Here is a 23,484-nt window from a genome sequence, read left to right as displayed (position 1 = left end):
TCCCCATGCCCGCACCCGTCGGCCAGTAGCGATCGGCGCTGTAGAGGGCATCTTCCCAGACAAAGCGGCGCGGATCATCTTCGGCTTCGAAGCGTTCGAGCGCATCACCGACCCGGCCGGGTGCCGTGACAACCAGCGCTCCGGCGCCCACGGCCACCAGCGCCACCGCGCCGAGACCGATCATCAGCCCGCGCCCGGCGGGCCGGTCCTTGCCGCGCGCCGTGAGCATTGCACCAAGTGCGCGGATCAAGCCGAGCGCCACCGGCAACAGCGCCAGCACGATGGCTGTGCGCGACTGGGTCAGGACCACTGCCACAAGCAGCAGGGCGCATACCGCCAATCGCGCCGGGAGCACCGCGGAATGCGGGCGCGGGGCTGGCAGCAGCGCGGCAAGGCCGAGGGCGAAGGTCAGGAAAAGGCCGGTCGAGTTCCGGTTTGCAAAGGTGCCGACCAGAACATTGGTGCCGTGGAAATCGTCATATAGCTTGGCCGCCCCGGGCCCGCCACCCAGTTGGACGGCGCCGAGCAGGACGGTGAACAGCCCGCATCCCACGACCAGCCAGCCGAGGTCGATCAGCCGGTCTCGCGGCAGGGTCCAGCCTGCCATGATGACCGCGAGCGGCGTCACCAGTGCAGTCAGCGCCAACAGGGTGCGAAGCGGGTTGACGCTGTAGGTGGCCCAGCCACCGCCCTGGCCCGCGAGATCGCGGGCGCTGACCACGAGGGTGCGGCCGGGCAGGGCGCTCCACAGCGATTCGGGCAGGGGGATGATCTGGAGCAGCGGCACTGCCAGCGAGAGCGCGACCAGCACGCGCAGCGCGAGGGGCGATTCGCGCCAGAACTTCGCGCACGCTTCGCGCCGGAGCGCGAGGACGGCGAGTGCTGTGAGCTGGACAGTCAGGTTGGCGAGCGGCGCGCCGATACCGCCGCCGCCGAACGCGAAAGCGACGAGCAGAAGGGCTGCCAGCAGCATGAAGGGTAGCCGGTCTGCGGCGTGACTGGTCAAGCGAAGGCCTTGCGCAAATCGGGTCGGACGATAGGGTGCGGGTCGGGTGACGCGCGGCGCTGCCATGAAGAAACGCCCGGCACTGCGTACCGGGCGTTTTCAATGAATTGTCAGTGCTTTCGCGCCCGATCAGCCTTAGTCGCAAGCGCCCGGCGAAATGCACTCACCATCGCCTTCTTCGATCACGCCGGAGGCAATCAGGCCGGCGTAAACTGCAGCGGTGACGGCACCGATCCCGACAACGAGCCAGATAAGCCCGCCTTGCGCCTGACCTTCACCTTCTGCGTCGCGGCCAAGGCCGGGCCCGGGGTTCGCGACGCTGTAGGTCGCTTCGCTGTCACCAGCGCGGGTGTTGGCCTGAGCCACGATCGGCGTAGCAACGAAGCTCATTGCAGCGGCAGCAGCCACCATGCGGGTCACGATCTTGGTCATATCTAAGCCCTCTAAACTAATCCCTCGGCGTGTTGCCTAGTGCAATGCAGCATCTTTGGCAACCACCCATTAGCGCGATTTGGTAAACGAAGCGTCGCCTCGCGCCTTACCGTTGCACATGAGCGACAGGCCGTGCGCAGACGCCGAAACATTGCTCCTGTTCTTTGAGTGTGACGCTCTGCACGGGATCGCGCCAAGGATCAAGGTGCTGGATGTGCCCGCGGGGAAATCACTCTTGCGGTGCATCCGGAGTTCCGTGCAGCGCGGCAGGCGCGATCAGGTCATTGGCAGCCAGTTCGCCGAGCAGGTCGCGCAGATCCGCCTCCAGCTGCGCGGACGCGACATCATGGGTCGCAAGCAGCGATTCGCAGATCGAGCCCGGCAGATCGCCCGCCTGCAGCGCCTGCCATAGGCGCGTCCCGATCGGGTCGAGGCCGAAATAGGTGCCGTTGCCCAGATGCAGAATCACAGTCTCTTCGCCGACGGCGTTGGCGACGGCCTGATCGCTGATGCGCCAGTGGGTCTGGAGAAGATCGGGCACGGTCGTTCCTCACGGAATTTCGCGGATGGCGACGCGGTCAATCGTACCGGGCCGGGCTGCGTCACGGGGTTCTAAAGGGCCAATGCATCGCGCCCCATGGCCGAGCGCGGCCTTGCAGGTCGACGGGGTTTCGGCATGCCGTTCCTGCAATGTCGTGACGATGGCGTCCAGCCTTGCGTGGAGCGATGAGTGCGGCGGCAGGGCGGAGGGCGGAACCGAACCACCACGATCTGCCGTTCGTACTTCAGATGCGGCCGTTCGCCACGAGTGGATTGTTGCAGGCTCGAGGCTCCGAACACCCCGGCCCGGGATGCGCGCAATAGTGCGGCGAGGGCGGTTGACCTTTACACCTTATGCTGCAAAGCAGCGCGCGGTCGCTGCGATTTCACATATTGGGGGTAGCCGGACAGGCGCTATGGCAGGCGACATGAACAGGCGCGGGATCATCCTGGCTGGCGGGTCCGGCACCCGGCTCTATCCGCTGACCCGCGGCGTTTCCAAGCAGTTGATGCCGATCTTCGACAAGCCGATGATCTATTACCCGCTGAGCACTTTGATGCTGGCGGGGATCCGCGACATCCTGATCATCACCACCCGCGAAGACGCCGCCCAGTTCAAGCGCGTGCTCGGTGATGGCTCCGATTTCGGCGTGTCGCTATCCTACGCCGTCCAGCCCAAGCCCGAAGGGCTGGCGCAGGCCTTCCACATCGGCGCCGATTTCGTGCGCGGGGGGCCGTCGGCGCTGATCCTGGGCGACAACATCTTCTACGGCCACGGCCTGCCGCAGCTGCTCCAGAACGCCACCGCGCGGGAGAGCGGTGCGAGCGTCTTCGCCTATCGGGTCAGCGATCCCCAGGCCTTCGGCGTGGTCGAGTTCGACGCAAGCGGCAAAGCGATTTCGATCGAGGAAAAGCCAAAGGTTCCCAAGTCCAACTATGCGGTGACCGGCCTCTATTTCTATGACGAGACCGTGGTGGACCGCGCCCGCGACCTGGCACCTTCGTCCCGCGGCGAGCTTGAGATCACCGACCTCAATCGCCTCTATCTTGATGAGGGCACGATGTCGGTCGAGATTATGGGGCGCGGCTTTGCCTGGCTCGATACCGGCACCCATGCTTCGCTGCTGGACGCAGCGACCTATGTGCGCATCACCGAGGAGCGGCAGGGGCTCAAGATTTGCTGTCCCGAGGAAATCGCCTGGCGGCAGGGCTTCATCACCGCAGACCGGCTGCGCGAAATCGCCGAGCCGCTGAGAAAGTCGGGTTATGGCGAATATCTCCTGAAGCTGCTCGAAAGCCCGGTGCTTCCGTGAACGTGATCGAGACAGCGATTGACGGCGTGTTGATCATCGAACCGCGCGTGTTCGGGGATGAACGCGGCTTCTTCATGGAAATCTGGAACGCCGCCAGCTTCGCTGCTGCCGGGCTCGATCTTTCATTTGTACAGGATAACCACAGCCGCTCGCAGAAGGGCGTGCTGCGCGGTCTGCACTTCCAGAACCCGGGGCCGCAGGGCAAGCTGGTGCGGGTGACAAATGGCGCGGTGTTTGACGTTGCGGTCGATCTGCGCCGTTCCTCGCCGACCTTCGGCCGTTGGGTCGGGGTGGAGCTTTCCGCTGCCAACAAGCGGATGTTCTGGGTGCCCGAGGGTTTCGCCCACGGCTTCCTGACATTGGAGCCGGACACCGATTTCCTCTACAAATGCACCGCGCCCTATGCGCCTCAGAGCGAGCATACGCTGGCCTGGAACGATCCGGCTGTGGGCATCGAGTGGCCGCTTGGCGGGATCGAACCCGCGCTCTCGGCCAAGGACGCCGTGGGCGTTTGCCTGGCCGACGTTCCGGCCTTTCCCTAGATCAACCCGGAAGGACGACCCGCGATGGCATCAGCATGGAACCGCCTGATCGGACCGGCCCAGCGCCGCTTCCGCCACGAACGCGCGCTGCGCATCCGCGCCGCGCTGCCGCAGATCGAGGGCGCACGGGTCATCGATGTCGGCGGCTCGTTGGCCTATTGGTACGAGGTCGAGCATCTCCTCAAGCCAGCCAGCGTGGTGTGCTACAACATCAGCGCGCCGCGCATGGCGATGGGGCGCGAGGACACCAATCCGCGGATTACCGCGCGCCTCTATGACGGCACCCGCATCCCGGAAGACGACCAGTCGGCCGACGTGGTGATCTGCAACTCGGTGATCGAGCATGTGCCGCTGGCCCTGCGCGCCAATCTCGCAGCCGAGGTGATGCGCGTGGGCAAGACCTGGGTGGTGCAGACCCCTTCGCCGGCCTTCCCGCTGGAGCTCCATTTCGGGCTGCCCTTCGTCCATTGGCTGCCGCGCTCCATCGGCCGGCAGGTGGTGCGCGTATCGCCCTTCCACCTCTTGTCCGACGGCGATGGCCCCAGTTATTTCGACGAGACGCAGCTTCTCTCGCGCAAGGAACTGACCGCGCTGTTCCCCGGCGGGCGGCTGGTCGAGGAGAAGGTGCTCGGCATCCCCAAGAGCCAGCTGGTGTTCGGGGGCGCGGCGTGAGGGTTCTGATCACGGGCGCAGGCGGACAGCTTGGCGGCGCCTTGCAGCGCACCGCGCCAGCCTGGGCGGATGTCAACGCGATCGATGTCGAGGATGTCGATCTCACCGATGCGTCGATGCTGACCGCGCGGCTGGTGATCGAGGCCCCTGACCTCATCATCAACGCGGCCGCCTACACCGCCGTCGACAAGGCCGAGAGTGACGAGGACACCGCGCGGGCGATCAATGCCGATGCTGTCGCGGTGATGGTCGAGGCGATGGCGGGCACGGGCGGCAAGGTCGTCCACGTTTCGACAGACTACGTCTTCGACGGCAGTTCCTCCACGCCCTATGCCCCCGACGCCGCGCGCAACCCGCAGTCAATCTATGGCCGCACCAAGGCCGAGGGCGAGGATCACCTGCGCTCAGCTGACCTGCTGGTTCGCACCGCGTGGGTCTACGAGGCGGGTGGGGCGAATTTCGTGCGCACCATGATCCGCCTGATGAAGGAGCGCGACGAGCTGCGCGTGGTCGCCGACCAAACCGGCGCCCCGACCTGGGCGACGGGGCTGGCCCGCACCATCTGGGCGCTGGTCGAGAAGGGCGCGAGCGGCACCTTCCACCACTGCGACGATGGCGTCGCCACCTGGCACGAATTCGCCGTCGCCATCGGCGAGGAAGCCCACGCGCTCGGCCTCATCCCGCGCATCCCTGTGATCCACCCGATCACCACCGCCGAATATCCCACCCCCGCGCGGCGCCCGGCCTTCTCGCTGCTCGATTGCAGCGCGACGCGCGCCCTGATCGGCGATGCGCCCGCCCCGTGGCGCGAGAACCTGCGCCTGATGCTGAAAGAGGAAGCGAAGCTTGGCTAATCTGCTCGTCACCGGAGGGGCCGGCTTCATCGGCGGCAACTTCGTGCATTACTGGAATGCGCAGCATCCCGATGACCGGGTGATCGTGCTCGACGCGCTGACCTATGCGGGCAACCGCTCGACCATCGAGGGCACTGCGGCCGAACTGGTCGAGGGCGATATCCGCGACACCCCGCTCGTGGAGACCCTCTTGCGCGACCACGCGATCGATACGCTGGTCCACTTCGCGGCCGAAAGCCATGTCGACCGCTCGATCACCGGCCCCGACGCCTTCATCGACACCAACATCCTCGGCACCAACAGCCTGTTGAAGGCCGCGCGCGCCGTGTGGCTTGCGGGCAGCGGCGTGCCGCACCGCTTCCACCACATCTCGACCGACGAGGTGTTCGGCTCGCTCGGGCCCGCCGATCCCGCGTTCAGCGAGGTCACGCCCTATGCGCCCAACTCGCCCTATTCGGCGAGCAAGGCGGCTTCCGACCATCTGGTGCGCGCCTATCACCACACCTTCGGGCTGGAGGTGACGACCAGCAATTGCTCGAACAATTACGGGCCCTACCAGTATCCCGAGAAGCTGATCCCGCTGTTCCTGCTGAACGCGCTCCACGGGCGCAATCTGCCGATTTACGGCGACGGGATGAACGTGCGCGACTGGCTGCATGTCGAGGACCACTGCCGCGGGATCGAGGCATGCCTCGTCAGCGGCCAGCCGGGCGAGACCTACAATATCGGCGGCGGGGCGGAACTGCCCAACATGAAGGTGATCGACACGATCTGTGCCGAGGTCGACCGGGCCTTTGCCGAGGTCGAGGGGCTTGCCGAACGCTATCCCGACGCACCGGCCGCCAAGGGCGAGGCGACCGCCAGCCTCAAGACCTTCGTTACCGACCGCGCCGGGCACGACCGCCGCTACGCGATCGACGAAACCAAAGCGCGTGCCGAGCTTGGCTATGCTCCCGCGCATGGCTTCGAAGAGGGGCTGCGTCAGACCCTGCGCTGGTATCTGGACAACGAAGCCTGGTGGCGTCCGCTCGTCAAGAGCTAGGCTGGCGGGGCGCGCCGAACCAGCAGAACAACCAGTTCGCCCCGTTGCGCACCAGCGAGGCGGCGAAGGTCGCAAAGCCCGCGCCAGCGAGGCCCCAATGCGGCAGCAGCACCACCGTCAGCCCGATCAGCGTGAGGTTGGCGCAGACCTCCACCGTCATCACCAGCTTCTCGCGCCGCTGCATGATCAGGGCGACCCCGACCGGCCCGGCGGCGACGTTGATCAGCTGGCCGATCGTCAGCCATTGCAGCGCCGTAGCGCCGCTCGTGAATTCGGGACCGAACAGGCCCATGATCCACGCAGGCAGCAGCAAGGCCGCGAGCCCGAGCGGGGCCGACAGCGCGATGCCGATGCCGCCCGCGGTCAGGATCGTGCGGCGCAGCTGGCGCGTGTCACCAGCATTGGCGGCGCGCGCGAGGTGCGGCCCGGCCATGGTGGCGAAGGACCCGTTGATCAGCTGCATCAACATGCAGACCTGCACCGCGATCCGGAAAATCCCGCCCTCGGCTGCACTCATCAGGCCGGCGATGGCAAGCAGGGCAAGCCAGTTGCCGGCTTGCGTAAGGATCGGTCCAGAGGCGACCCGCAGGCCCGATCGCATGTCCGGGCGGGCGGGCGCGCCGCCGGGGGGCATGGTAGCGAGGGCGCGGGCGACCGCGCGCCAGCCGACCGCCGCCGACAGGATCAGTCCGGCGAGCAGCAGGACCGGCGCGGCGAGCGGCGCAGCCCCGGCGCCGAGCAGCCACAGCGCGCCCAGGCCGAGCACCGCAATGGTGGTATAGGACACCCCCTCCAGCGTCTGCGACAACATGACCTTGCCCATGCTCCGCAGCAGCGCTGCATGGGTTCTGAGCTGGGCGAGCAGCACGATTGCAGGCGCAAGCACGATGATGAACCCCGCCGCCGCCGCGTCGCCGAGGCCGTATTGCGCGAGCGGCACCGCCGTCGCCGCCGCCAGAAGCGCCAGCACCACCCCGAGGCCGAGTACCATCCGGCGCGACCCGCGAAACCGGCTCGATGCCTCGGCGAGGCGGTCATCCTTGAGCAGCGGCGCGATCTCCCGCACCACCACCACGTCCTGGCCGAGCAGGGCGATCGCGGCGAGGAAGGTCGCGGTGGTGAACGCGATCTGGTAAAGCCCCGTGACGTGCGCGCCGAACATCTGGGCGATCATCCAGGCCAGCCCGAAGCCCGCCACCGCCCCGAGCCCGCGCAGGCCCAGCCCGAGCAGCAGATCCGTCTTCAGCCGTGACACGATGAGAGCCCGATCCGGTCCAAGGGCGCAGCGCCCTTCCATTCTTGCTATTGCAATAGGCTTGGGCCATGGCTGACCGCCAAGCACGGGTCAAGCAAATCACAAACGCCCCTCACACTCGCTAGCCGAGCCTCTTACGATGCGAGACAGACCCATCGACCCCGCGTACTCCTTCGATGTTATCGTGATCGGTTCCGGCATGGCCGGATCCGTCGTGGCCGGCCGCTGCGCCGAGTCGGGCCTCAAAGTGCTGGTGCTGGAAAAGGGCGATCACCCGCGCTGGCAAGGGCGCAAGAAGGGCATACTTGCCCGGGTGCTGTCGACCTATGACGACGGGGCGGGCGAACGCTGGCCGACGGCGGTGCTGGTCCGCAAGCAGGAAGGCCAGCGCTATCGCGAATCCAAGGCGGCGGTCGGGATCGGCCCCGGTGGCTCGGCACGGCTTTATGGCGCGGCGCTGGGTCGGGCCGCGCGGATCGATTTCGAGCGCGATTTCCAGCCACCCCAGTGGCCCGAGCCCTACCGCGACGGCGCGGCGCTCTTGAACGCATGGCCGGTCGCCTATGATGAATTCCTCGCCGCCTACCGCGAAGCCGAGCGCCTGCTCGCTCCCTTAGGCACGCGCGATCCTCTCGATCCCGATGACGACGCGCTGCTCGGCCCCCCGCCGCGGATCTCGCCCGCGCACGAGGCACTGGTGGCGCGCCTGGCCGACAATGGACGGCACCCGTTCCGCATGCATGTCGGCATTGCCTACAAGCCCGGCTGCTCGGAATGTCAGGGCAACACCTGCCCGCGCGATTGCAAGGCGCACGGGTTCAACCGGGTGCTCGAACCGGCCATGGCGAAGGCCGCGCCGGTCACGCTCGAGACCACCGCCACCGTTCAGACAATCGAGCGGGCAGCAGGCGGCAGGTGGACCGTGCGCGGTAAGAATGCGGCGGGCGAGCCGGTTGCGTTCCAGGCGGGCAAGGTCGTGCTGGCCGCCGGGGCGCTCAACACCCCGCGCCTGCTCGAAGCCTCGGCCGCGATCTGGGACGGCGCAGTGCCCCCGCTGGTCGGACGCGGGCTGATGTTCCACACCAACGACATGTTCGCGGTCGAGAACCCCGAGGGCCTCTCGTTCCACGGACCGCGCAAGGTGCTCGCCTTCCGCGACCACTACCTTGATGGCGACCTGCCGCTTGCCGAGTGCCAGTCGCTCGGCATGGTCGCCAGCCCGGCGTTGATTGCGGTGCACCTCTACCGCGCGATGCAACAGCGAGGCCTCGGCCTCGGCGTGTTCGGCAAGCTCGCGATGCGCCCGATCGGCCAGATCGGCTACCGCATCTATGAGGGCAGCGAGATGTTCGCTGCGCCGCTGCAGGACCTGCCCTATGCCGATAATCGCGTGACCACCGTGCTTGACGCCGAGGGGCACGAGCGGATCGCGATCACCTACCGGCCGCGCAAGGAGCTGATCGCGCGGGTCAAACGACTGCGCCAGCTGGTGAGTGAGGCCTTCGCGCCGCTCAAGGTGCGCTTTCCGACCGCGGTCGGCCAGCCGAATTACGGGCATCCGATGGGCACCTGCCGGATGGGCTCAGCGCCCGACCATTCGGTTGTCGATGCCCGCGGGCAGGTATGGGACTGCCCGGGACTTTATGTGGCTGATGCCTCGGCGTTCCCCTCGAGCCTCGGGATCAATCCTGCGCTGACCGTTGCCGCCCACGCGATCCGCGTCGCCGAAGCGCTTGTCGCTGATGCCGGAGCCGGAAGCGGACAAGTGCAGCTTGACACTCCGCCCCGGGAAGATACCTCGCCCACCGGGTCGGTGGCAGCCAGCACGGCTGCATCGTGATGCGGGTGCTACTTTCATGAAGTCGACGTCCCTGCGCGAGGCCTATGCCGCGCTCGACAACCGCGGTCCGGGTTTCGAGACCCTGAGGCTCGTCGCCGCGAGCGCGGTCGTGCTCCATCATTCCATGAAGATCGAGCACGATATCGTCCGCGACGACTGGCTGTTCCAGTTTTCCGGCGGCTACACCCAGCTCGGCCTGCTTGCAGTATCGGTGTTCTTCGCCCTGAGCGGCTTTCTGGTGACTCCGGGGCTGGCGAAGACCGGGAATGTGATCGGTTACCTCAGCCGCCGCTTCATGCGCATCATGCCCTTGCTGGCGACGGTCGTGCTGCTGACCGCGCTGGCGATCGGGCCGCTGGTGTCGGCGCTGCCCGCAGCCGAATATTACGCAAGCCCCGTCACCTGGCGCTATTTGAAAACGGTCACGACCTTCCTCAGCCTGCAATTGCCCGGCGTGACCGATTATGATGGTGGCAACACGATCAACGGTCCGATCTGGACGCTGAATTTCGAATGGATGTGCTATCTGCTCCTTGCAGGTCTGGCGGCGGTCAAGGTGCTGGCGCGGCGTTGGCTGTTCCTTGGTATTTACGTCCTCGCCATGCTGGCGCTGTTCTTCGGGCCTGATCCGGCCGCGGCGGGCGACGCATGGCGGCGAACCTTCATGTTCCTGTTCCTGTTCGGCTATTTCGGAGCGGGCGTGCTGCTGTATCTGTTCAATGACGTGGTGCGCTGGTCGCCTTGGCTGATGCTGGCTGCGCTTGCGGTACTGACAGGGGTCTATGCAACGCCGTTTGATTACATCTTTGCGCCCATACTGACCGCCTATCTGGTGGTCGGTATCGGCTTGATCAGGTTCCCCGAAACGCCGCTGACGACGGGGGTGGATCTGTCCTACGGCGTCTATTTGTCGCACAGCGTCATTCTGATGGTGCTGATGAACGTCTACCCGTTCCAATCGTGGCCAGCGCTGTTCGCGGTGTGCCTGGCGCTGTCCTATGCGACCGCCTTCCTGACCTGGCGGTTCGTTGAGTCTCCCGGCCTTCGCCACAAGGATCTTCCTGAACGCATGGTGCGCGCAGTCATCGCCAGGGTCGCCTGGAAACGCAAGGAAGGCGCCGCATGACGGAGCAGCGGCACATCGCAATCACCGGGGCAACCGGCGGGATTGGCGCTGCCCTGACGCGGCGCTTTGCGGCCGTCGGCTACAAGGTCTCGGCGATCGGCCGCAATGGCGCTCTGCTCGAGGAATTGGCGGCAGGCAGCGACAACATCATCGGCCTCGCCTGCGATGTCGGCGATGGCGCAGACTGCGCAAGGGCTTTTGCCGAGGCTTCGGAGGCATTCGGCCCGATCGACAGTCTGATCGCGGCCGCCGCCGTCTATCCCAAGGCGTTCTTTCTCGATCAGGAGGCCGAGCATCTTTCCGAAGTGCTGCGCATCAATGTCGTGGGTGTCGCCAACGCGGTGCGCGAGGTTCTCCCGTCGATGCTCGAGCGAAACTTCGGACGCGTGGTGGTGGTCGGGTCGCTGGCCGGGATGAAGCCGCTGCCCGGCTCGCTGGCCTATTCGGTGTCCAAGTGGACGCTACATTCGCTGGTGCGCGGTATCGCGGGCGAGATTGACCGGACCCGCTACACCAATGTCCTGATCAACGAATTCAGCCCTGGCGCCACGAAGACGGCCATGAGCAGTTACGGCAATGATCCCGAGGTCATTTTCGACTGGATCCGGCCTTTGGTCGAATGTGACAAGGACGGCCCGCACGGCCGGTTCTTCCAGGAATGGCGCGAGATCCGGATCGGCGAGAGCTGGAAGGCTGCGATCAAGCGGTTAGTGCTGCGCAGCGAGCGGTAGGCTTAGCCGGATTTGTTCTTTGAGCCCGATTACTAGGACAGCAAGATGGCCGTTGAAAGCGCGAAGACCACACCTCTCCATTTGCCCGCCCTCGATGGATTGAGGGGCTTCGCTGCCCTCGTTGTTCTTGTCTCGCACTGCGCCAATGCCGGCTTCCTGCCTGCCGCTCTCGGTGGCGGGCTGGGCAAAATGGGTGTCACGCTGTTCTTCGGCCTCAGTGGGTTCCTGATGGCCTATCTCTATTGCCGCGAGGAGTTCACGCCGCGGGCAGTGTGGAGTTATATGGTCAACCGCCTGGCTAGGGTCTTGCCACTCTATTATGCGGTCGTGATTGTCACCGTCATCAGCTTTTACGCATTCGGCATAGTCTTGCTCGATGCCGGTAATGTGCAAGCGATGGTTTTCAATGCGGGCCTGATCCGGGGCAGCAGTGTTCTCTGGACTATCCCCGTCGAAGTCCATTTCTATATCGTGTTCATGCTGCTGTGGATGGCTTTCCAGTCCGTTCGCTTTGTGCCGGCGGTGCTGTGCCTTGCAGGCGCTCAGATTGCTCTTGTCGCGGTGATGTTCAGCTTGGGGTTCGAGATCGGCCTGCTCTTGGCCGGGTGGCTCCACATCTTCATTTTCGGTGCCGTTCTTGGGGCCAATTATCAACTGTTGAAGGGTTACAGCTCCAGACCAGCAGCGCAACGATTTCTGACGGGGCTTGCGTGGGCATCGCTTGCATTGCTCATCATCGCGCCGCCAGAAGTCCGTCAAGGCTTGGGCTTGCCGACCCTTCCGCCTTTCATCGATCCGCTTAGTGTCGGAATACCGCTTTTGATGTTGATCTTCACGGTTTTCCTCATCGGGCCGTTCAGCTTTTTCAAAACCGGACTTCTGCGCTGGTACGGAAAGATCTCATATTCCTTATACTTGCTTCATATCATCGTCTTGGATTGTGTGGAGTATTATGTCGCTGGCGATGCTACGCTCTCCTACGCGGGCTTCCCCGCCACATTGCTTCTGGCGACGATCGTGGCGTGGCTTAGCTTCACCTATCTGGAGCGACCGGCGCACCAGCTGCTGCGCCGGTCGCTCGTGTTCCCGGCAGGAAAGCGGCAGAAGGTTTAGCCGACACCGATTTGCCAGCGCATAGGCTGGTTGCTGGTCAGCAGGGGCTAGCCCCGCAACCGCCCGGCTTCCAGCTGTCGATCGCGATCCGCCTGCGGCACAAGCTGAGACCAGATCTCGCTGGCGGACACATCACCGCCACGCGCTGTGACCTCTTCCCACAGGCGACGATCGAGATCGTAAAGCGCAAGGACCCGTTCCCGCAGGGCCTCCGGCACGCCGAATTCCTTCACTTCCTTGGCGAAGCGGTTTGCCAGAGCGTTGAGCTCGCGCAGCCGCATCGGCTCTGAGGCACCAAGATACCGCAGGCCAAGAAAACCTGAATGCGCGATATGGCGGTGGACTTCGGTGCGGGTGACTCTGCGCACCAGGTCGATCACCGGATTGCGCCCCGCTTGCGGCTTTGCGCCGCCTTTGTTTTCCTGCCGAACCAACGGGCTCGCCGAAATACCGGTTCTTTTCTCGATCTGCGCGATCCCGTCTTCAAACTTCTCGGTGAGGTAAAGCTGCGGATCTACCCGCAACTGCAGAGCCCGATCCGTGAAAAAGCCGTGCTGCGGTTCGTGATGAGCATCAAAATAAGCATATTCGGCCAGTTCAAGGAAACGTTCGATGACCGAACCGATCGGCTCTCGCGCAACCCCTGCCAGCTCGGTGTAGACATCTTCAGGCACTTCGACCCGGTCCTTGCGCGAAGTATCCCTGATGACGAAATGGGTCATGCGCAGCATGGTTTCCGGCAGCCCCGAGACAAAGCGCGAGACGGGTTCGCGAAGGAACGCTACGACCGGTCCCTCGAAGGCATCGAAAGCGATCCAATTCTGGCATTCGAGCCTGATCTTGGATTCGGTCGAGGCGTTCTTGGAGATACGAACGAGTCCAAGCCTGCGATCCTTGCGGACGAGGACATGGCCATGGGCATGGGTGGGCGTGAGAGGCTTGCGGAGAACCATGGTTTCTCATTTAACTTGACGAATTCGAACACGCAGCCCGTTTTTCGGCACGACGATATCCGGCATCGCTTGCTAGCACGACTGCGACGCTCTAGACGAATCCCAACGCAAGGAAAGTGCCCCGTACCCATGCTGACCAAGAAAAAGATCGGGCGACTGATCCCCTATCCCGTTATCGAAAATGGTCGCCGGGTCATCAACGCCGGGCCCAACCGGTGCCGTGTGTGTGGAGCACGCGTGCGGCGGTTGCACGATACCGGATATGGCTACGAGGTTCTGGAGCGATTGCAGGTGGTCGGCGGGATGCGCCGTTTCTCCGACCAGTGTCCAATTTGTCATTCGAGCTCCCGTGAGCGTTTGATCTGGTTCTGGCTCTCTCAGACAGGCAAGGGTTTCCGGTTCGCCTCGAACATCACGACCGCCCATCTCGCGCCGGAAAAGGGCCTAAGCCGCAAGCTCCGCGACGCGGCCCCTGCTGGCTATACTGCCTATGATTTCGAGCCTTCACGCTATCGGCACCTCGCACGCGTCGAGCATGCCGACCTGTCGAAGCTGCCGATGGCAGATGACAGTGTCGACCTGTTCATCTGCAACCATGTGCTCGAACACGTCCCGGACGTGCCGCTCGCGCTGGCGCAGATCCGCCGGGTCCTGAAGCCGGGCGGAACGGCAATCCTGCAGGTTCCGATTGCCATGAAGCTCGAAGAAACGATCGAACTCGGGCATGACGTGACTCAGGACGATCGCATCCGGCTCGTCGGGCAGGACGATCACTTGCGGCTGTTCAACCAGCCGCAGTATCGCGCAACACTCGAAGGCGCCGGTTTCGAGGTCGAATTGTACGATGCCTTCGAAGACAACGACAGGCTCGCGACACAGTGGCAGCTTGATCCTTTCGAGAAACTTCACCTCTGCCGCAAGTAGGCGCTGGCCCAATAGCGGCGCTTTCCGGCGAGACGTTCCGACGCCAGATACGTCTCTTGGAGAATTGCGCTCGCAATGACGAAACTGCGGCGGCTTTGCGGCAGGGTCGAAATCTGACGTAAGACGGCGTCCTTACCCCACCTTCTGCACCAGGGGATTACCCCCCCTCGTGAGCGTGAAGCTGCGCGCGTTCACCCCGCAGCGCAGGACGAGGTTGCCTGCCGCGGCGAATGTGAACGTGCAATCGACCACGCCATTGGCAGTGTACAGGCCGATCCCGGCATCGGGCGTGAAGTTGACCGGAGTGACAAGAGAGCCGCTGCTCATGCGCAGGTGCGTTGCACCCTTGCCAGCCCACTCGGTCAGCGTGCCGCGCAAGCGATATGTGCCTGGAGGCAGGGCGAGCACAAGTCCGGAATTCCCGCCCTCGACGCGTGCTGTGCGGCCAATGGTGGCGCTGACGATCTCGGCTTGCCCGCCGATTCCGGTGGTTTCCGTCGAGAAGTCCTCGAAACTCCACTCGGTCAAGGGTGGCGGGGGCGGTGGAGGCGACGGAGGAGGTGATGGAAGCGTGTAGTCGGTGACTGTCAGGAAGCCGCTGGCGACAGCGCCGACCGCATCCAACGCCTTGCGCTCGCGGCCATGGGCATCCCAGTTCAGGACCGGCACGCGCGCGTTGGTGAGGAGATCGCCTGATGGGGTGAAGTCGGCGTTCGCTGCATCGGCAAACAGCGTCGTCGCGTCGCCGCCCACGCTCGTGAAGGTTGCTGCGGTGGAGTTTTCGGCCGTGGCGTAGATATGGTTGTTCACAATCACCCCGGCAGGGGCGCTCGCCACCCCCTGATCCCGCAGCCCTTGCACGACGTTGTTGGCAATCAGGGAGTAACCGTCCGGTGCAAATCCGGCATCCCAACGCATCCGAAGCAGCTGGTTGACCCAGCTGTTGTGCGCCACGATCATGTGGAGCGCCGAAGGCGGCTCAACGCCAACGGCCTGCTGCGCCAGTGCGCTAAGGCCTTGCACGTCGGCAGCTGTCTTGAGGAAGCGGAAGATGTTGTTGATGATGAAGTAATCTTTTTCATAAGGGTCGGTCGAGGAGATGAAGAGGATCTGGCCCGCCACCTGCCAGTCGTTTGCGGCGATGATGACGTTTTCGTCGGTTCCGCCCCACCGCTGCTGATAGCCGTCGGCATGAACGTCCCACCGGGCAAAGCAGGTCTTGACCGTGTCCTTCACGTTGATGTCGAGCACGGATTTGTTGCCACCGCGCCCGCTCGCGTCCTCGTCGGGGTCGCCTTCGGCAACGTCGATGTTGAAGGCGACCAGCGTGTCGTCGAGCAGTGTGGCAGTCCAGTCCGGCAGCGTGTTGAGCCAGTCAACGACGTGGGAGGGCCAGTAGGCGTTACCGGTGGTGCCGAGAAAGTCGGCTTCGCTTTTGCCGAGGGTCAGGGTTGCGCTGTTCGCGCCCCATGTCGCGGTCAGGATGCGGGTGTCGCCGCCGACAATCGGCGCGGAGAGGCGTGCGGTCGCCTCGGAGCCGGTGTAGGTAACAGACAGGATTGGTCGTCCGTTGATCCATTCGGAGCTGTCCCAATTGCGAACCGTATTGGCGACCACGCACTGCGCGTCACCCATCACGTCCTGCGTGCCATCGGTGACGAAGTTGCCGCGCAGCAGCGCAGCGTCGGCGCCGAGCGGGTTGGGCAGGTATTCGAACCTGCAATCGGTGACATAGGAATTGCCTTCAAACACGATGCCATGCGGGCGGAGATTGCCGCGCCACCGTGCGAAGCCGCGATCGGGATCACTGTTCGTGATTGTGCAGCGGTCAGCCCAGAAGGGGGTGTTGTTGGCGCTCTGGATCGATGCGATCCGACGCATGTCGAAGGTCACGTTGCGGAAACAGATGTGGTCGGAGACGTAGACGATGCGGCTTTGCGAGTCGGAGAGCTGGGTGTCGCGGGCAATGGTGCATGTCACGCCGCTTGCAGCCTCGATGGTACACCAGTTGGTAAAGGTGTGGGCAGGGCCGGTTTCAGTGGGAAGGTATGTGCCGGTCTCGGTGACGGTGATCAGGGGGTTCCGGGCGCTCTGTGCCTTGGCGTAATCGATGGCAGCTTCAAGGGTCTTGTACCGTTCACCCGGCATTTCGGCAGGGGTCGCGGCGACTTCGATGGCCAAGTCGTGCAGCGCGTCCTCGACCGAGTAGAGGAATGGGCCGATGACGCGCCGCTGCATGGTCGCATCGGCGGGGATCGCCTCGACAAAAAGCTGCGCCGAGCCTGCTTTGCCGGCCGGCTTCCTGAGCGCCACCCAATAGGCCCAACAGCGATAGCTGGTGCCATCGCGCCGCATGAAGGTGCGCGGGGTCATCTCAAGGACGTCGCGCGTTTCGCCTTCGAAATGAAAGCGGACGCGGTCGATTCCGCCGATCAAGGTACCGCCATCATTGGCGAAGGCCACGACCCCGACCACGTGCGTGGCCGTGAACCTCTGACCAGGAACCGTCACGAGACGGCATGCAGGCTTGGCGGTGGTGCGCGGCGGATCCGTCGGCGTGACGGCAAAACCGGTGCCCGGTGTCCCGTCCCATTGGCCGGAAGGCGACAGCGAGGCGAGCGCAGTTGACCCTGCCGCAGAGGAACTCAGCACCTGGGGCCGGGCCCTTCCGGCCGAATGACCGACGGACGCGCGTCCCATCAGGCAAGCCCCACAAGATCTTGCGCAGTGGTACCGGTCGCGAGCACCTGCCGGGCCCGGATGTCGAGGATACTGCCCGCGATCGTATTGCGGAAGGTCACGGCTTCATCGGATTCAACCGTGATCAGCGCGACATCCCCGCCGGTGCCCACATATAGCGCCTTCGTGGAACTAGCGAAGACCTCGCTGTCACTCGGCGTGATTGCAAAGCATTTCGAAGCCGGGGAGGTAAGGCTGTCGGCTGAGTTTGCGAACTTGTCCTGAACCATGACGTATCCTTTGTTTCGAACAAACAAGGAACGCTTAACCAGGCAATCATGAGTAGGAAAATTCTATCTGCACCAAGCGGTTATCTAGCGAAGAAAAATTGCATATCAAAGGTTTGAATTGCAGCGCTGCACTCAAGATCGGTTATTCGATCCAGGGTTTGCAATCACATTCTCTAAGCGTCTGCTCGATCACGGCGATTCGGCAATTGGGCTCCACTTGCGTTTCAATCGAGGGCAAGCGACCTCAAGCAAAAGACTGCACGCCTTGGCCCGATCATCAGAATGGGTCAAACTCCCACACTCCGATGCATTTTGGTCCAATCGCCTACTCAGCGGGCTCTAACGCTTGCGCAAGTGCCAGTACATGCCGGTGGTGAAATACTTCTCCAGACCCGGAATGCTCGCGGGAACAAGGCCCATGCGGTTGACCACACTGCGCATCCCGCCAGACCCGGCATTGCGTCTCAGCGAAATGAGATCGAGCGGCTGCTTCAGGAAGGCCTCACGGAAATCAGCCGGTGTCTTGCAGTTGAACCCGGCCGCCGTAACGGTCGGATAGTCTCTGTTCTTGTGATCGCGCATATAATCAGGGACATATTTTTCGCCCTTGATGAGATGCTCCCACGGGATATTGTTTTTCGGACAGCGATGATTGCCAAAGGGCGAATGCCACAAGGGCGCATAGCCGAAGTAAAGTTCGGCCCCGCTGGCTGCCTTTTCGATCACGGCGGACAGCACATCATCGAGCGGGCTGACATGCTCCATCGTGTTTTGCGACACGATCATGTCGACGGGCGCAAAGTCCACTGCACGAATGTCTTCGCAGATGATCTCGACCTTGTCGCCCCACTCCTGAGCGAGGCGCTTCTTGGCGTATTGCGAAGCACCGAAATCTAGATCTACGCCGACGGCCGAGCTGGCACCGGCTTCCATAAGGCGATGGATCATGCCGCCGCTGCCGCTGCCGAAATCGAAAACCCGCTTGCCCTTTACGTCGGGCTGCCCTCCGAAGCGGCGCCAGAAATCCGGTGCGCTGACCGCATAATGCCGATCAAACTCCTTGGCATAGAACTCGTCGCTGAGCACTTCGCTCTCGTAGTGCGTATCCCCGCCCACTCGATCCTCAGCAACGGCCATGTCGATCAATTCCTCTCGAAGGAGCCTCTGGGTGTCCGAACCCGAACGCGGGTGTCCTATGTCATGACGCAGTGCAGCGCAATAGAGCTCGCAGAGCGGAATATGCGTAATATGCCGGCATTGCGCGCGCCTTGCCTGATCGGCATTCGGGGCCGGGCGGTCACTGGCCCGGTGTCGGCCCCGGACGCCGTTTCTCGCGAGACAAACCCGCAGCGAGGTGTCATTGACCTCAGATTGACAGCGACTCCGGGGTAATGCAGACCTTCGGGAGGCTCGGCCCACCTTTTCACCGACCAGGAAGCAGACATGGACACCGCTGCTGGCTCCCCCGCGTATCGTGCCGTACCGGCGCGCCCGCCGGCCGGTTATCAGACGATCTCCTCGTTTCGCGAGGTCATCGTGCCGGTCCTTCTGGTTTATTCGATTCTCCTTCCCGCCGGTCTGGCGGTACAACTCGGCAGCGTGGTCCTGCCGCCCTACCGCCTCGCGACGCTGCTTCTCCTGCCTTTCGCTATTGCGCAGATGACCCGGCGCAAAATCTCGCTGACGTTGCCCGACATATTAATCATTGCAGGTTCCCTGTGGGGGCTGGGGGCGATGATCGTCACCTCCGGCCTGTCAGTCGGCATTGAGGCAGGCGGCAGCTTCGTCATCGACGGTCTGGGCTGCTTCCTGATCAGCCGCGCATACGTCACCGATGTGCGGCGACTACGCAGATTGCTGATCGCTATCCTGCCCGGCATGCTGCTCATCACAGTGATCCTCATCATCGAGGCGGTGAGCCACAAGCTCCTAATCGCGCCGCTCTTCCCACAGCGCGCTGCCCTGTGGAACCTCTACGAAACGCGGTTCGGCCTGTTGCGCGCGCGCGCGGTGTTTCCGCATTCGATCGCGGCGGGCCTGTTCATGGGCTCGCTGCTCTCGCTCTATTTCATGTCGCGTCTCGGCAAATTTGAACGCAACCTTGGCATGTTCGCCGCGTCCGGCGCTTTCTTTACGGGCAGTGCTGCTGCCTATCTGACGGTCGCAAGCCTAGGTTTTCTGATGGGCTACAAAAGCTTTTTCAACCTCGTGCTTCGCACCCGCGAGCGGTTGATCTATCTGTTCTATGCCGCCATTGCCCTGTTCGCCGTGCTGGAAATGTTCACGGGAAGAGGCGCGATCCGCACGCTCATCAACTTCCTCGCATTCGATAAGGGGTCTGCCTATTATCGGCTTCAGATATGGGCTTACGGCACCGTTTCGGTCGAGAAGCACCCGCTCTTTGGCATTGGCAACGCGGCCATGGAACGGCCGCGATGGATGTTGCGCGAGACGATCGACAATCACTGGCTTGCGCTGGCGGTGCGCTACGGATTGCCGACCGCGGTGCTGATCGGCGCGGGCGTCATGGCGGCCGTCGCCCTGTGCGTCACGAGGAACTCGCGCCTTAATGATCATGACCGGACAACCACGCTCGGCGCGGTCTTTTCGCTGTTGGCTCTATCGATTATGGCCTGGACCAGCGGATTGTGGGCCAACCACGTGGCATGGTACATGTTGGTGGCTGGCACAGTGGCGGCGCTCGCCAATCAGTTGCCGAAGCGCCAGAATGCCCCCGCACGCCGCCCGCAACCGCCGCGGGTTCCCCAATTGCGCGGTCGGCGCGTCGCCTGAGAAGGCGCTGACGGGCCGCGCCCGCGGCTTGCTGCCTAGACGCCGGCCTCGGCCCGCGCCGGAGCTTGCCAGGCCAGTTCCCGGCGCAGCTGCTCGAACCGCGCCATGTGGGGGGCGAACTCTGCCGTTAGCGATTCGAGCAAGGCGGCATTGTCGTGGCGCTCGTCGCGATCGATCGGAGTCGAATTGAGTTCACGCAGCGCCGTCTTCACTTTGCGGATCGTCTGCGTCTCCGGCAGGATCTTCGCCAACTTCTTACCGACCTGCCGGACGAGCCTGCTGCGCGTCACGACCGTGGGGTTCGAGCGGTCGACGCCCGCCCCGATCAGGCCCGCCGGATCGATCTCAAGCCAGATGGCGATGTCGGTCAGGACGCGCACGCGATCTTGCGATAGCTCCTCCACCGAGGTGACGAACAGTCGTTCCGGCGGCACGATCCGGCCCCATTCCTCGAGCATCCGGTCGTATTGCGAGCCGCTCCACGCGTGCACCATGACGTTCTGGTCGCGCAGGCGCGGGTTCACCGGTTCGCGGATCTCCTCGATGAACTGGGCGAAGGATTGGACGTGCGGAATGCGGAGGTGATGATACCTAGCGTATTGGTAAAGCGAGAAAAGGCGCTGCGCCGGTTCGCGGACAATGAACATCACCTTGGGCTGCGGATCGAGGGTGGCGATGATCTGTTTTGCCGTGTCTTGATATTCGTAGGTCGCCGAGGCATCCATCCAGATGTCGAAATCACCCTTCCCCTTGTCCGGGAACTGATCGACCCACGCATCCAGCCCGCGAGAATGGACGTTGACGGGCGGCGTCAGCTCGTCGTGCTGGTCGTTGATGAACCACAGCTCCTTTTCGACCCCGCCCGTCACGCGCGGATGCTGGGCTAGAAGATCGTGCAGAGTGGTCGTCCCGCACTTCGCGACGCCGGCGATGATGAGGTTGGGTGTCCAGACCAAGGCGTTTCTCTCCTGCGCAAAACCGCGCGGCAGCAATCCCGGGACGGCATTGCAATCGGGCCGGCATAATTCAGCTGTAAGGGTGCGACGAGAATCGGCGTAAAGCGGCGCGGCGAGCTTGTCAAAACTGTTCACAAGGCCGGCTTGAGCGGCTAGTTTCCCCATCGATCCGGTCGGCCTCTCACCGGCATCGAACCCCGAAATCTGCTGGTCGCGGACAGCAACGCTTCGAAAAAAACAGGACCAGTGCCCATGTCGGCGAGCGAAGTCGAAATTTCCGTGATCGTCGTCAGTTTCAATACGCGCGACATGACCCTCAAGGCGTTGGAGACGCTTTACGCGCAGGCGTCCGATCTGCGGATGCAGGTGATCCTGTGGGACAATGCCTCGCATGACGGATCGGCCGACGCCGTCGCCGAAGCCTTCCCTCAGGTCGAGCTGCATCGCTGCCCGGACAATCTCGGCTTTGCGGCGGGCAACAACCGCGCGGCCGAGTTTGCCACCGGGGAGTGGATACTCCTGCTGAATTCGGACACCGAAACGCTTCCGGGATCGATCCAGAACCTGCTGGCCTTCGCCAAGGCCCATCCCGAGGCGGGAATCGTCGGGGGACGCACGATCTTCGCGGACGGCTCCCTCAACGCGACCTCGTGCTTCAATCGCATGACGGTGTGGAGCCTGATCTGCTACGTCACGATGATATCGCGCTGGTTCCCGCATAGCCCCCTGTTTAACCCCGAGCGCAGCGTTTCGGGGCAGATGGACCGAGTGCGCCATGTCGACATCGTCACCGGATGCTTCTTCCTGCTGAAGACCAGCCTGTGGCGCGAGTTGGGCGGCTTTGATCTGCGCTACTTCATGTATGCCGAGGAAAGCGACATGTGCCTGAGAGCGGCGAAGCTCGGCTATCGGCCGATGGTCACGCCGGATGCGACGATCATCCACCATGGCGGGGCCTCGGCGGTCTCGAGCGCGAAGAAGCAGATCCAGAGCTATCGCGGCAAGGTCACGATTATCCGCGATCATTTCGGTGGGATCGCCCGCCCGGTCGGCCTCGCACTGCTGTGGCTGACGGCGCTCAACCGCCACCTCGGGCACGAGCTTGTCGGCCTGATCAAGCGGCGCGAGGGTGGGCAGGGCGAGATGTGGAAGACGGTCTGGAAGCAGCGCAAGGACTGGCTCGACGGCTACTGACCGACCGGGCCGCGTTCTGCCTTATTTTCTACCCATGTGCTGCAGGTTGCGGCGCTCTCGCCCTGTCCGGGGAAGCCGTCCACCATACCAGCCATACTGGCGCTCGGGGACGCCTAAGCGTGCGCCCTGACAGCGTCGGCGGATGCCGCGCTGTCAGCGGGCGTCCGACCCTACTTGCGTTCGCCGTACTGGTAGTATTGGTACTGGTAGGAGTAGTCCGAACCGGCCTCAAGCGCGCGGTACTTGGTGAGCACCGAGCCGATGATGTTTGCGCCGACGGCCTGCAGACGGCCGATGGCGGTGCGGGCCTGCGCAAGGCTGGTGCGGTTCGCTTCCACCACGAAGACGGTGGCATCGACGACCTTGGCGATTTCCGCCGAGTCCGCGAGGCCCAGCATCGGGCTGGAGTCGATGATCACCAGCGAATACTCGTTCCGGCAGGCATCGATCAGGTCGCGGAACTGGCTCGAGGAAACCAGCTCGATCGGGTTGGGCGGAATCCGCGCGACCGAGAGGATCGACAGGTTGTCGCAGACGGTCTCGATCTTGGCGTCGTCGAAATGGACATGGCCGAGCAGCACCTCGGCCAGACCGGCTGATGGCCGTTCGATGCCGAGCAGCGCGTGGACCGAAGGCTTGCGCAAGTCGGCGTCGATCAGCAGCGTCGTGCGACCGAGGCGCGCGAACAGCTGCGCAAGGATCAGCGAGGTCGTGCTCTTGCCTTCCGAGGCCTGACTGCTCGTGAACTGGATCACGGCGCCCTTGCGGGGCACGGCATAGTCGATCGTCGATCGGATCGCGGCGTATGCCTCCATCAGCGTGCTGAACTGGTTGCCTTCCTCGTTTTCCAGATCGTCGCTCTTCACGAAGGGCGTATGCCCCAGGAACGTGATGCCGAGGCGATCCTCGATGTCTTCGCCGCGACGGAACTGGTCGACGAAGATCTCGCGCACGAGCGCAAGACCGGCGGCCAGACCGAAGCCCAGCACCACGGCGATCATCAGATTGCGCGACAGGCTGGGAGCGATCGGCGAGCTGGGCACCGTCGCGGTGTCGAGCGGCGTGATCGAGCTTGCCTGCAGGTTGGATGCGGCAGTGATCTGGTTGAAGCGATCGAGCAGCGACTTGAGCTGTTCGCGCAGGGCGACCGCTTCGCGCTCGAGACCGGTGAACTCGATCTTCTTGTCCTGTTCGACCAGTGCGTCCGAGGTGACCGCGCCGAGCTCGCG

Annotated in this window: 22 protein-coding genes; 12 read left to right on the top strand and 10 right to left on the bottom strand. The window is 63.7% G+C overall.

Annotation, left to right across the window (positions count from 1 at the left end; all coding sequences use genetic code 11):
* From NBV68_RS05985 to NBV68_RS05975, 3 genes are all read right to left on the bottom strand, one after another.
* Nucleotides 1-1,006 (bottom strand): hypothetical protein (locus NBV68_RS05985; protein WP_296308032.1); only part of this gene is annotated, 1,006 nt, incomplete at its 3' end.
* A gap of 135 nt (nt 1,007-1,141) precedes the next feature.
* Nucleotides 1,142-1,438 (bottom strand): hypothetical protein, encoded by a 297-nt coding sequence (locus NBV68_RS05980; RefSeq protein WP_296308031.1) that lies wholly within the window; start codon nt 1,436-1,438, stop codon nt 1,142-1,144.
* Between the two features lie 229 nt (nt 1,439-1,667).
* Nucleotides 1,668-1,979: a PqqD family protein gene (locus NBV68_RS05975; RefSeq protein WP_296308030.1), complete on the bottom strand. Its 312-nt coding sequence runs from the start codon at nt 1,977-1,979 to the stop codon at nt 1,668-1,670.
* A gap of 427 nt (nt 1,980-2,406) precedes the next feature.
* On the opposite strand from NBV68_RS05975, the gene rfbA reads away from it, so the two are divergent.
* Genes rfbA through rfbB form a run of 5 tightly spaced genes read left to right on the top strand, consistent with a single transcriptional unit; the run spans nt 2,407 to nt 6,401 of the window.
* Entirely contained in the window at nt 2,407-3,291 is an 885-nt protein-coding gene (gene rfbA, locus NBV68_RS05970; protein ID WP_296308028.1) for a glucose-1-phosphate thymidylyltransferase RfbA, read from the top strand.
* Nucleotides 3,288-3,833 (top strand): dTDP-4-dehydrorhamnose 3,5-epimerase, encoded by a 546-nt coding sequence (rfbC, locus tag NBV68_RS05965; RefSeq protein ID WP_296308027.1) that lies wholly within the window; start codon nt 3,288-3,290, stop codon nt 3,831-3,833. The genes rfbA and rfbC overlap by 4 nt, the downstream gene beginning before the upstream one ends.
* 24 nt (nt 3,834-3,857) lie before the next feature.
* On the top strand, nt 3,858-4,505 hold the full coding sequence (locus NBV68_RS05960; RefSeq protein ID WP_296308025.1) for a class I SAM-dependent methyltransferase: 648 nt from the start codon (nt 3,858-3,860) through the stop codon (nt 4,503-4,505).
* Entirely contained in the window at nt 4,502-5,359 is an 858-nt protein-coding gene (gene rfbD / locus NBV68_RS05955) for a dTDP-4-dehydrorhamnose reductase (protein ID WP_296308023.1), read from the top strand. Before NBV68_RS05960 ends, rfbD begins: the two co-directional genes overlap by 4 nt.
* Nucleotides 5,352-6,401: a dTDP-glucose 4,6-dehydratase gene (gene rfbB, locus NBV68_RS05950; protein ID WP_296308021.1), complete on the top strand. Its 1,050-nt coding sequence runs from the start codon at nt 5,352-5,354 to the stop codon at nt 6,399-6,401. The genes rfbD and rfbB overlap by 8 nt, the downstream gene beginning before the upstream one ends.
* On the opposite strand, the gene NBV68_RS05945 is transcribed toward rfbB, so the two are convergent.
* Nucleotides 6,391-7,656, bottom strand: a complete 1,266-nt coding sequence (locus NBV68_RS05945; protein WP_296308019.1) for a lipopolysaccharide biosynthesis protein — start codon at nt 7,654-7,656, stop codon at nt 6,391-6,393. The genes rfbB and NBV68_RS05945 overlap by 11 nt on opposite strands.
* A gap of 139 nt (nt 7,657-7,795) precedes the next feature.
* Here NBV68_RS05945 and NBV68_RS05940 point away from each other — a divergent pair, with 139 nt between their 5' ends.
* From NBV68_RS05940 to NBV68_RS05925, 4 genes are read left to right on the top strand one after another with little or no spacing between them, the layout of a single operon-like run.
* The gene (locus NBV68_RS05940; RefSeq protein ID WP_296308017.1) at nt 7,796-9,496 is read left to right on the top strand and encodes a GMC family oxidoreductase; all 1,701 of its coding nucleotides are present in this window, start codon (nt 7,796-7,798) and stop codon (nt 9,494-9,496) included.
* A gap of 16 nt (nt 9,497-9,512) precedes the next feature.
* Nucleotides 9,513-10,622, top strand: a complete 1,110-nt coding sequence (locus NBV68_RS05935; RefSeq protein ID WP_296308015.1) for an acyltransferase — start codon at nt 9,513-9,515, stop codon at nt 10,620-10,622.
* Complete coding sequence (locus NBV68_RS05930) at nt 10,619-11,353, top strand: SDR family NAD(P)-dependent oxidoreductase (RefSeq protein WP_296308012.1); 735 nt, start codon at nt 10,619-10,621, stop codon at nt 11,351-11,353. The genes NBV68_RS05935 and NBV68_RS05930 overlap by 4 nt, the downstream gene beginning before the upstream one ends.
* A gap of 45 nt (nt 11,354-11,398) precedes the next feature.
* Nucleotides 11,399-12,466, top strand: coding sequence for an acyltransferase (locus NBV68_RS05925; RefSeq protein ID WP_296308009.1), 1,068 nt, complete (start codon nt 11,399-11,401; stop codon nt 12,464-12,466).
* A gap of 47 nt (nt 12,467-12,513) precedes the next feature.
* Here NBV68_RS05925 and NBV68_RS05920 read toward each other — a convergent pair whose 3' ends face one another.
* Nucleotides 12,514-13,419: a hypothetical protein gene (locus NBV68_RS05920; RefSeq protein ID WP_296308008.1), complete on the bottom strand. Its 906-nt coding sequence runs from the start codon at nt 13,417-13,419 to the stop codon at nt 12,514-12,516.
* Between the two features lie 129 nt (nt 13,420-13,548).
* On the opposite strand from NBV68_RS05920, the gene NBV68_RS05915 reads away from it, so the two are divergent.
* Nucleotides 13,549-14,343, top strand: coding sequence for a methyltransferase domain-containing protein (locus NBV68_RS05915; protein WP_296308006.1), 795 nt, complete (start codon nt 13,549-13,551; stop codon nt 14,341-14,343).
* A gap of 132 nt (nt 14,344-14,475) precedes the next feature.
* Here the strand turns inward: NBV68_RS05915 and NBV68_RS05910 are convergent, their stop codons facing one another.
* The 3 genes from NBV68_RS05910 to NBV68_RS05900 all read right to left on the bottom strand — a co-directional run bounded on the left by NBV68_RS05910 (nt 14,476) and on the right by NBV68_RS05900 (nt 18,449).
* Entirely contained in the window at nt 14,476-16,995 is a 2,520-nt protein-coding gene (locus tag NBV68_RS05910; protein WP_296308004.1) for a hypothetical protein, read from the bottom strand.
* Between the two features lie 47 nt (nt 16,996-17,042).
* Complete coding sequence (locus NBV68_RS05905) at nt 17,043-17,312, bottom strand: hypothetical protein (RefSeq protein ID WP_296308003.1); 270 nt, start codon at nt 17,310-17,312, stop codon at nt 17,043-17,045.
* A gap of 339 nt (nt 17,313-17,651) precedes the next feature.
* Nucleotides 17,652-18,449, bottom strand: a complete 798-nt coding sequence (locus NBV68_RS05900; RefSeq protein ID WP_296308001.1) for a class I SAM-dependent methyltransferase — start codon at nt 18,447-18,449, stop codon at nt 17,652-17,654.
* Nucleotides 18,450-18,755: 306 nt separating this feature from the next.
* Here NBV68_RS05900 and NBV68_RS05895 point away from each other — a divergent pair, with 306 nt between their 5' ends.
* Nucleotides 18,756-20,105, top strand: coding sequence for an O-antigen ligase family protein (locus tag NBV68_RS05895; protein ID WP_296307999.1), 1,350 nt, complete (start codon nt 18,756-18,758; stop codon nt 20,103-20,105).
* A 35-nt stretch (nt 20,106-20,140) separates the two neighbouring features.
* Here the strand turns inward: NBV68_RS05895 and NBV68_RS05890 are convergent, their stop codons facing one another.
* Entirely contained in the window at nt 20,141-21,196 is a 1,056-nt protein-coding gene (locus tag NBV68_RS05890; protein WP_296307996.1) for a sulfotransferase, read from the bottom strand.
* A 117-nt stretch (nt 21,197-21,313) separates the two neighbouring features.
* On the opposite strand from NBV68_RS05890, the gene NBV68_RS05885 reads away from it, so the two are divergent.
* A complete protein-coding gene (locus tag NBV68_RS05885; protein WP_296307994.1) occupies nt 21,314-22,255 on the top strand; it encodes a glycosyltransferase family 2 protein in 942 nt (313 codons plus the stop codon).
* Nucleotides 22,256-22,425: 170 nt separating this feature from the next.
* Here NBV68_RS05885 and NBV68_RS05880 read toward each other — a convergent pair.
* The coding region (locus NBV68_RS05880) for a polysaccharide biosynthesis tyrosine autokinase (protein ID WP_296307993.1) at nt 22,426-23,484 on the bottom strand (1,059 nt) is incomplete at its 5' end.

This window comes from Erythrobacter sp. (assembly GCF_023653175.1).
Taxonomy (GTDB): domain Bacteria; phylum Pseudomonadota; class Alphaproteobacteria; order Sphingomonadales; family Sphingomonadaceae; genus Erythrobacter.
Note: the sequence above shows the minus strand (reverse complement) of the source record. Positions and strands in the feature narration are given on the sequence as shown.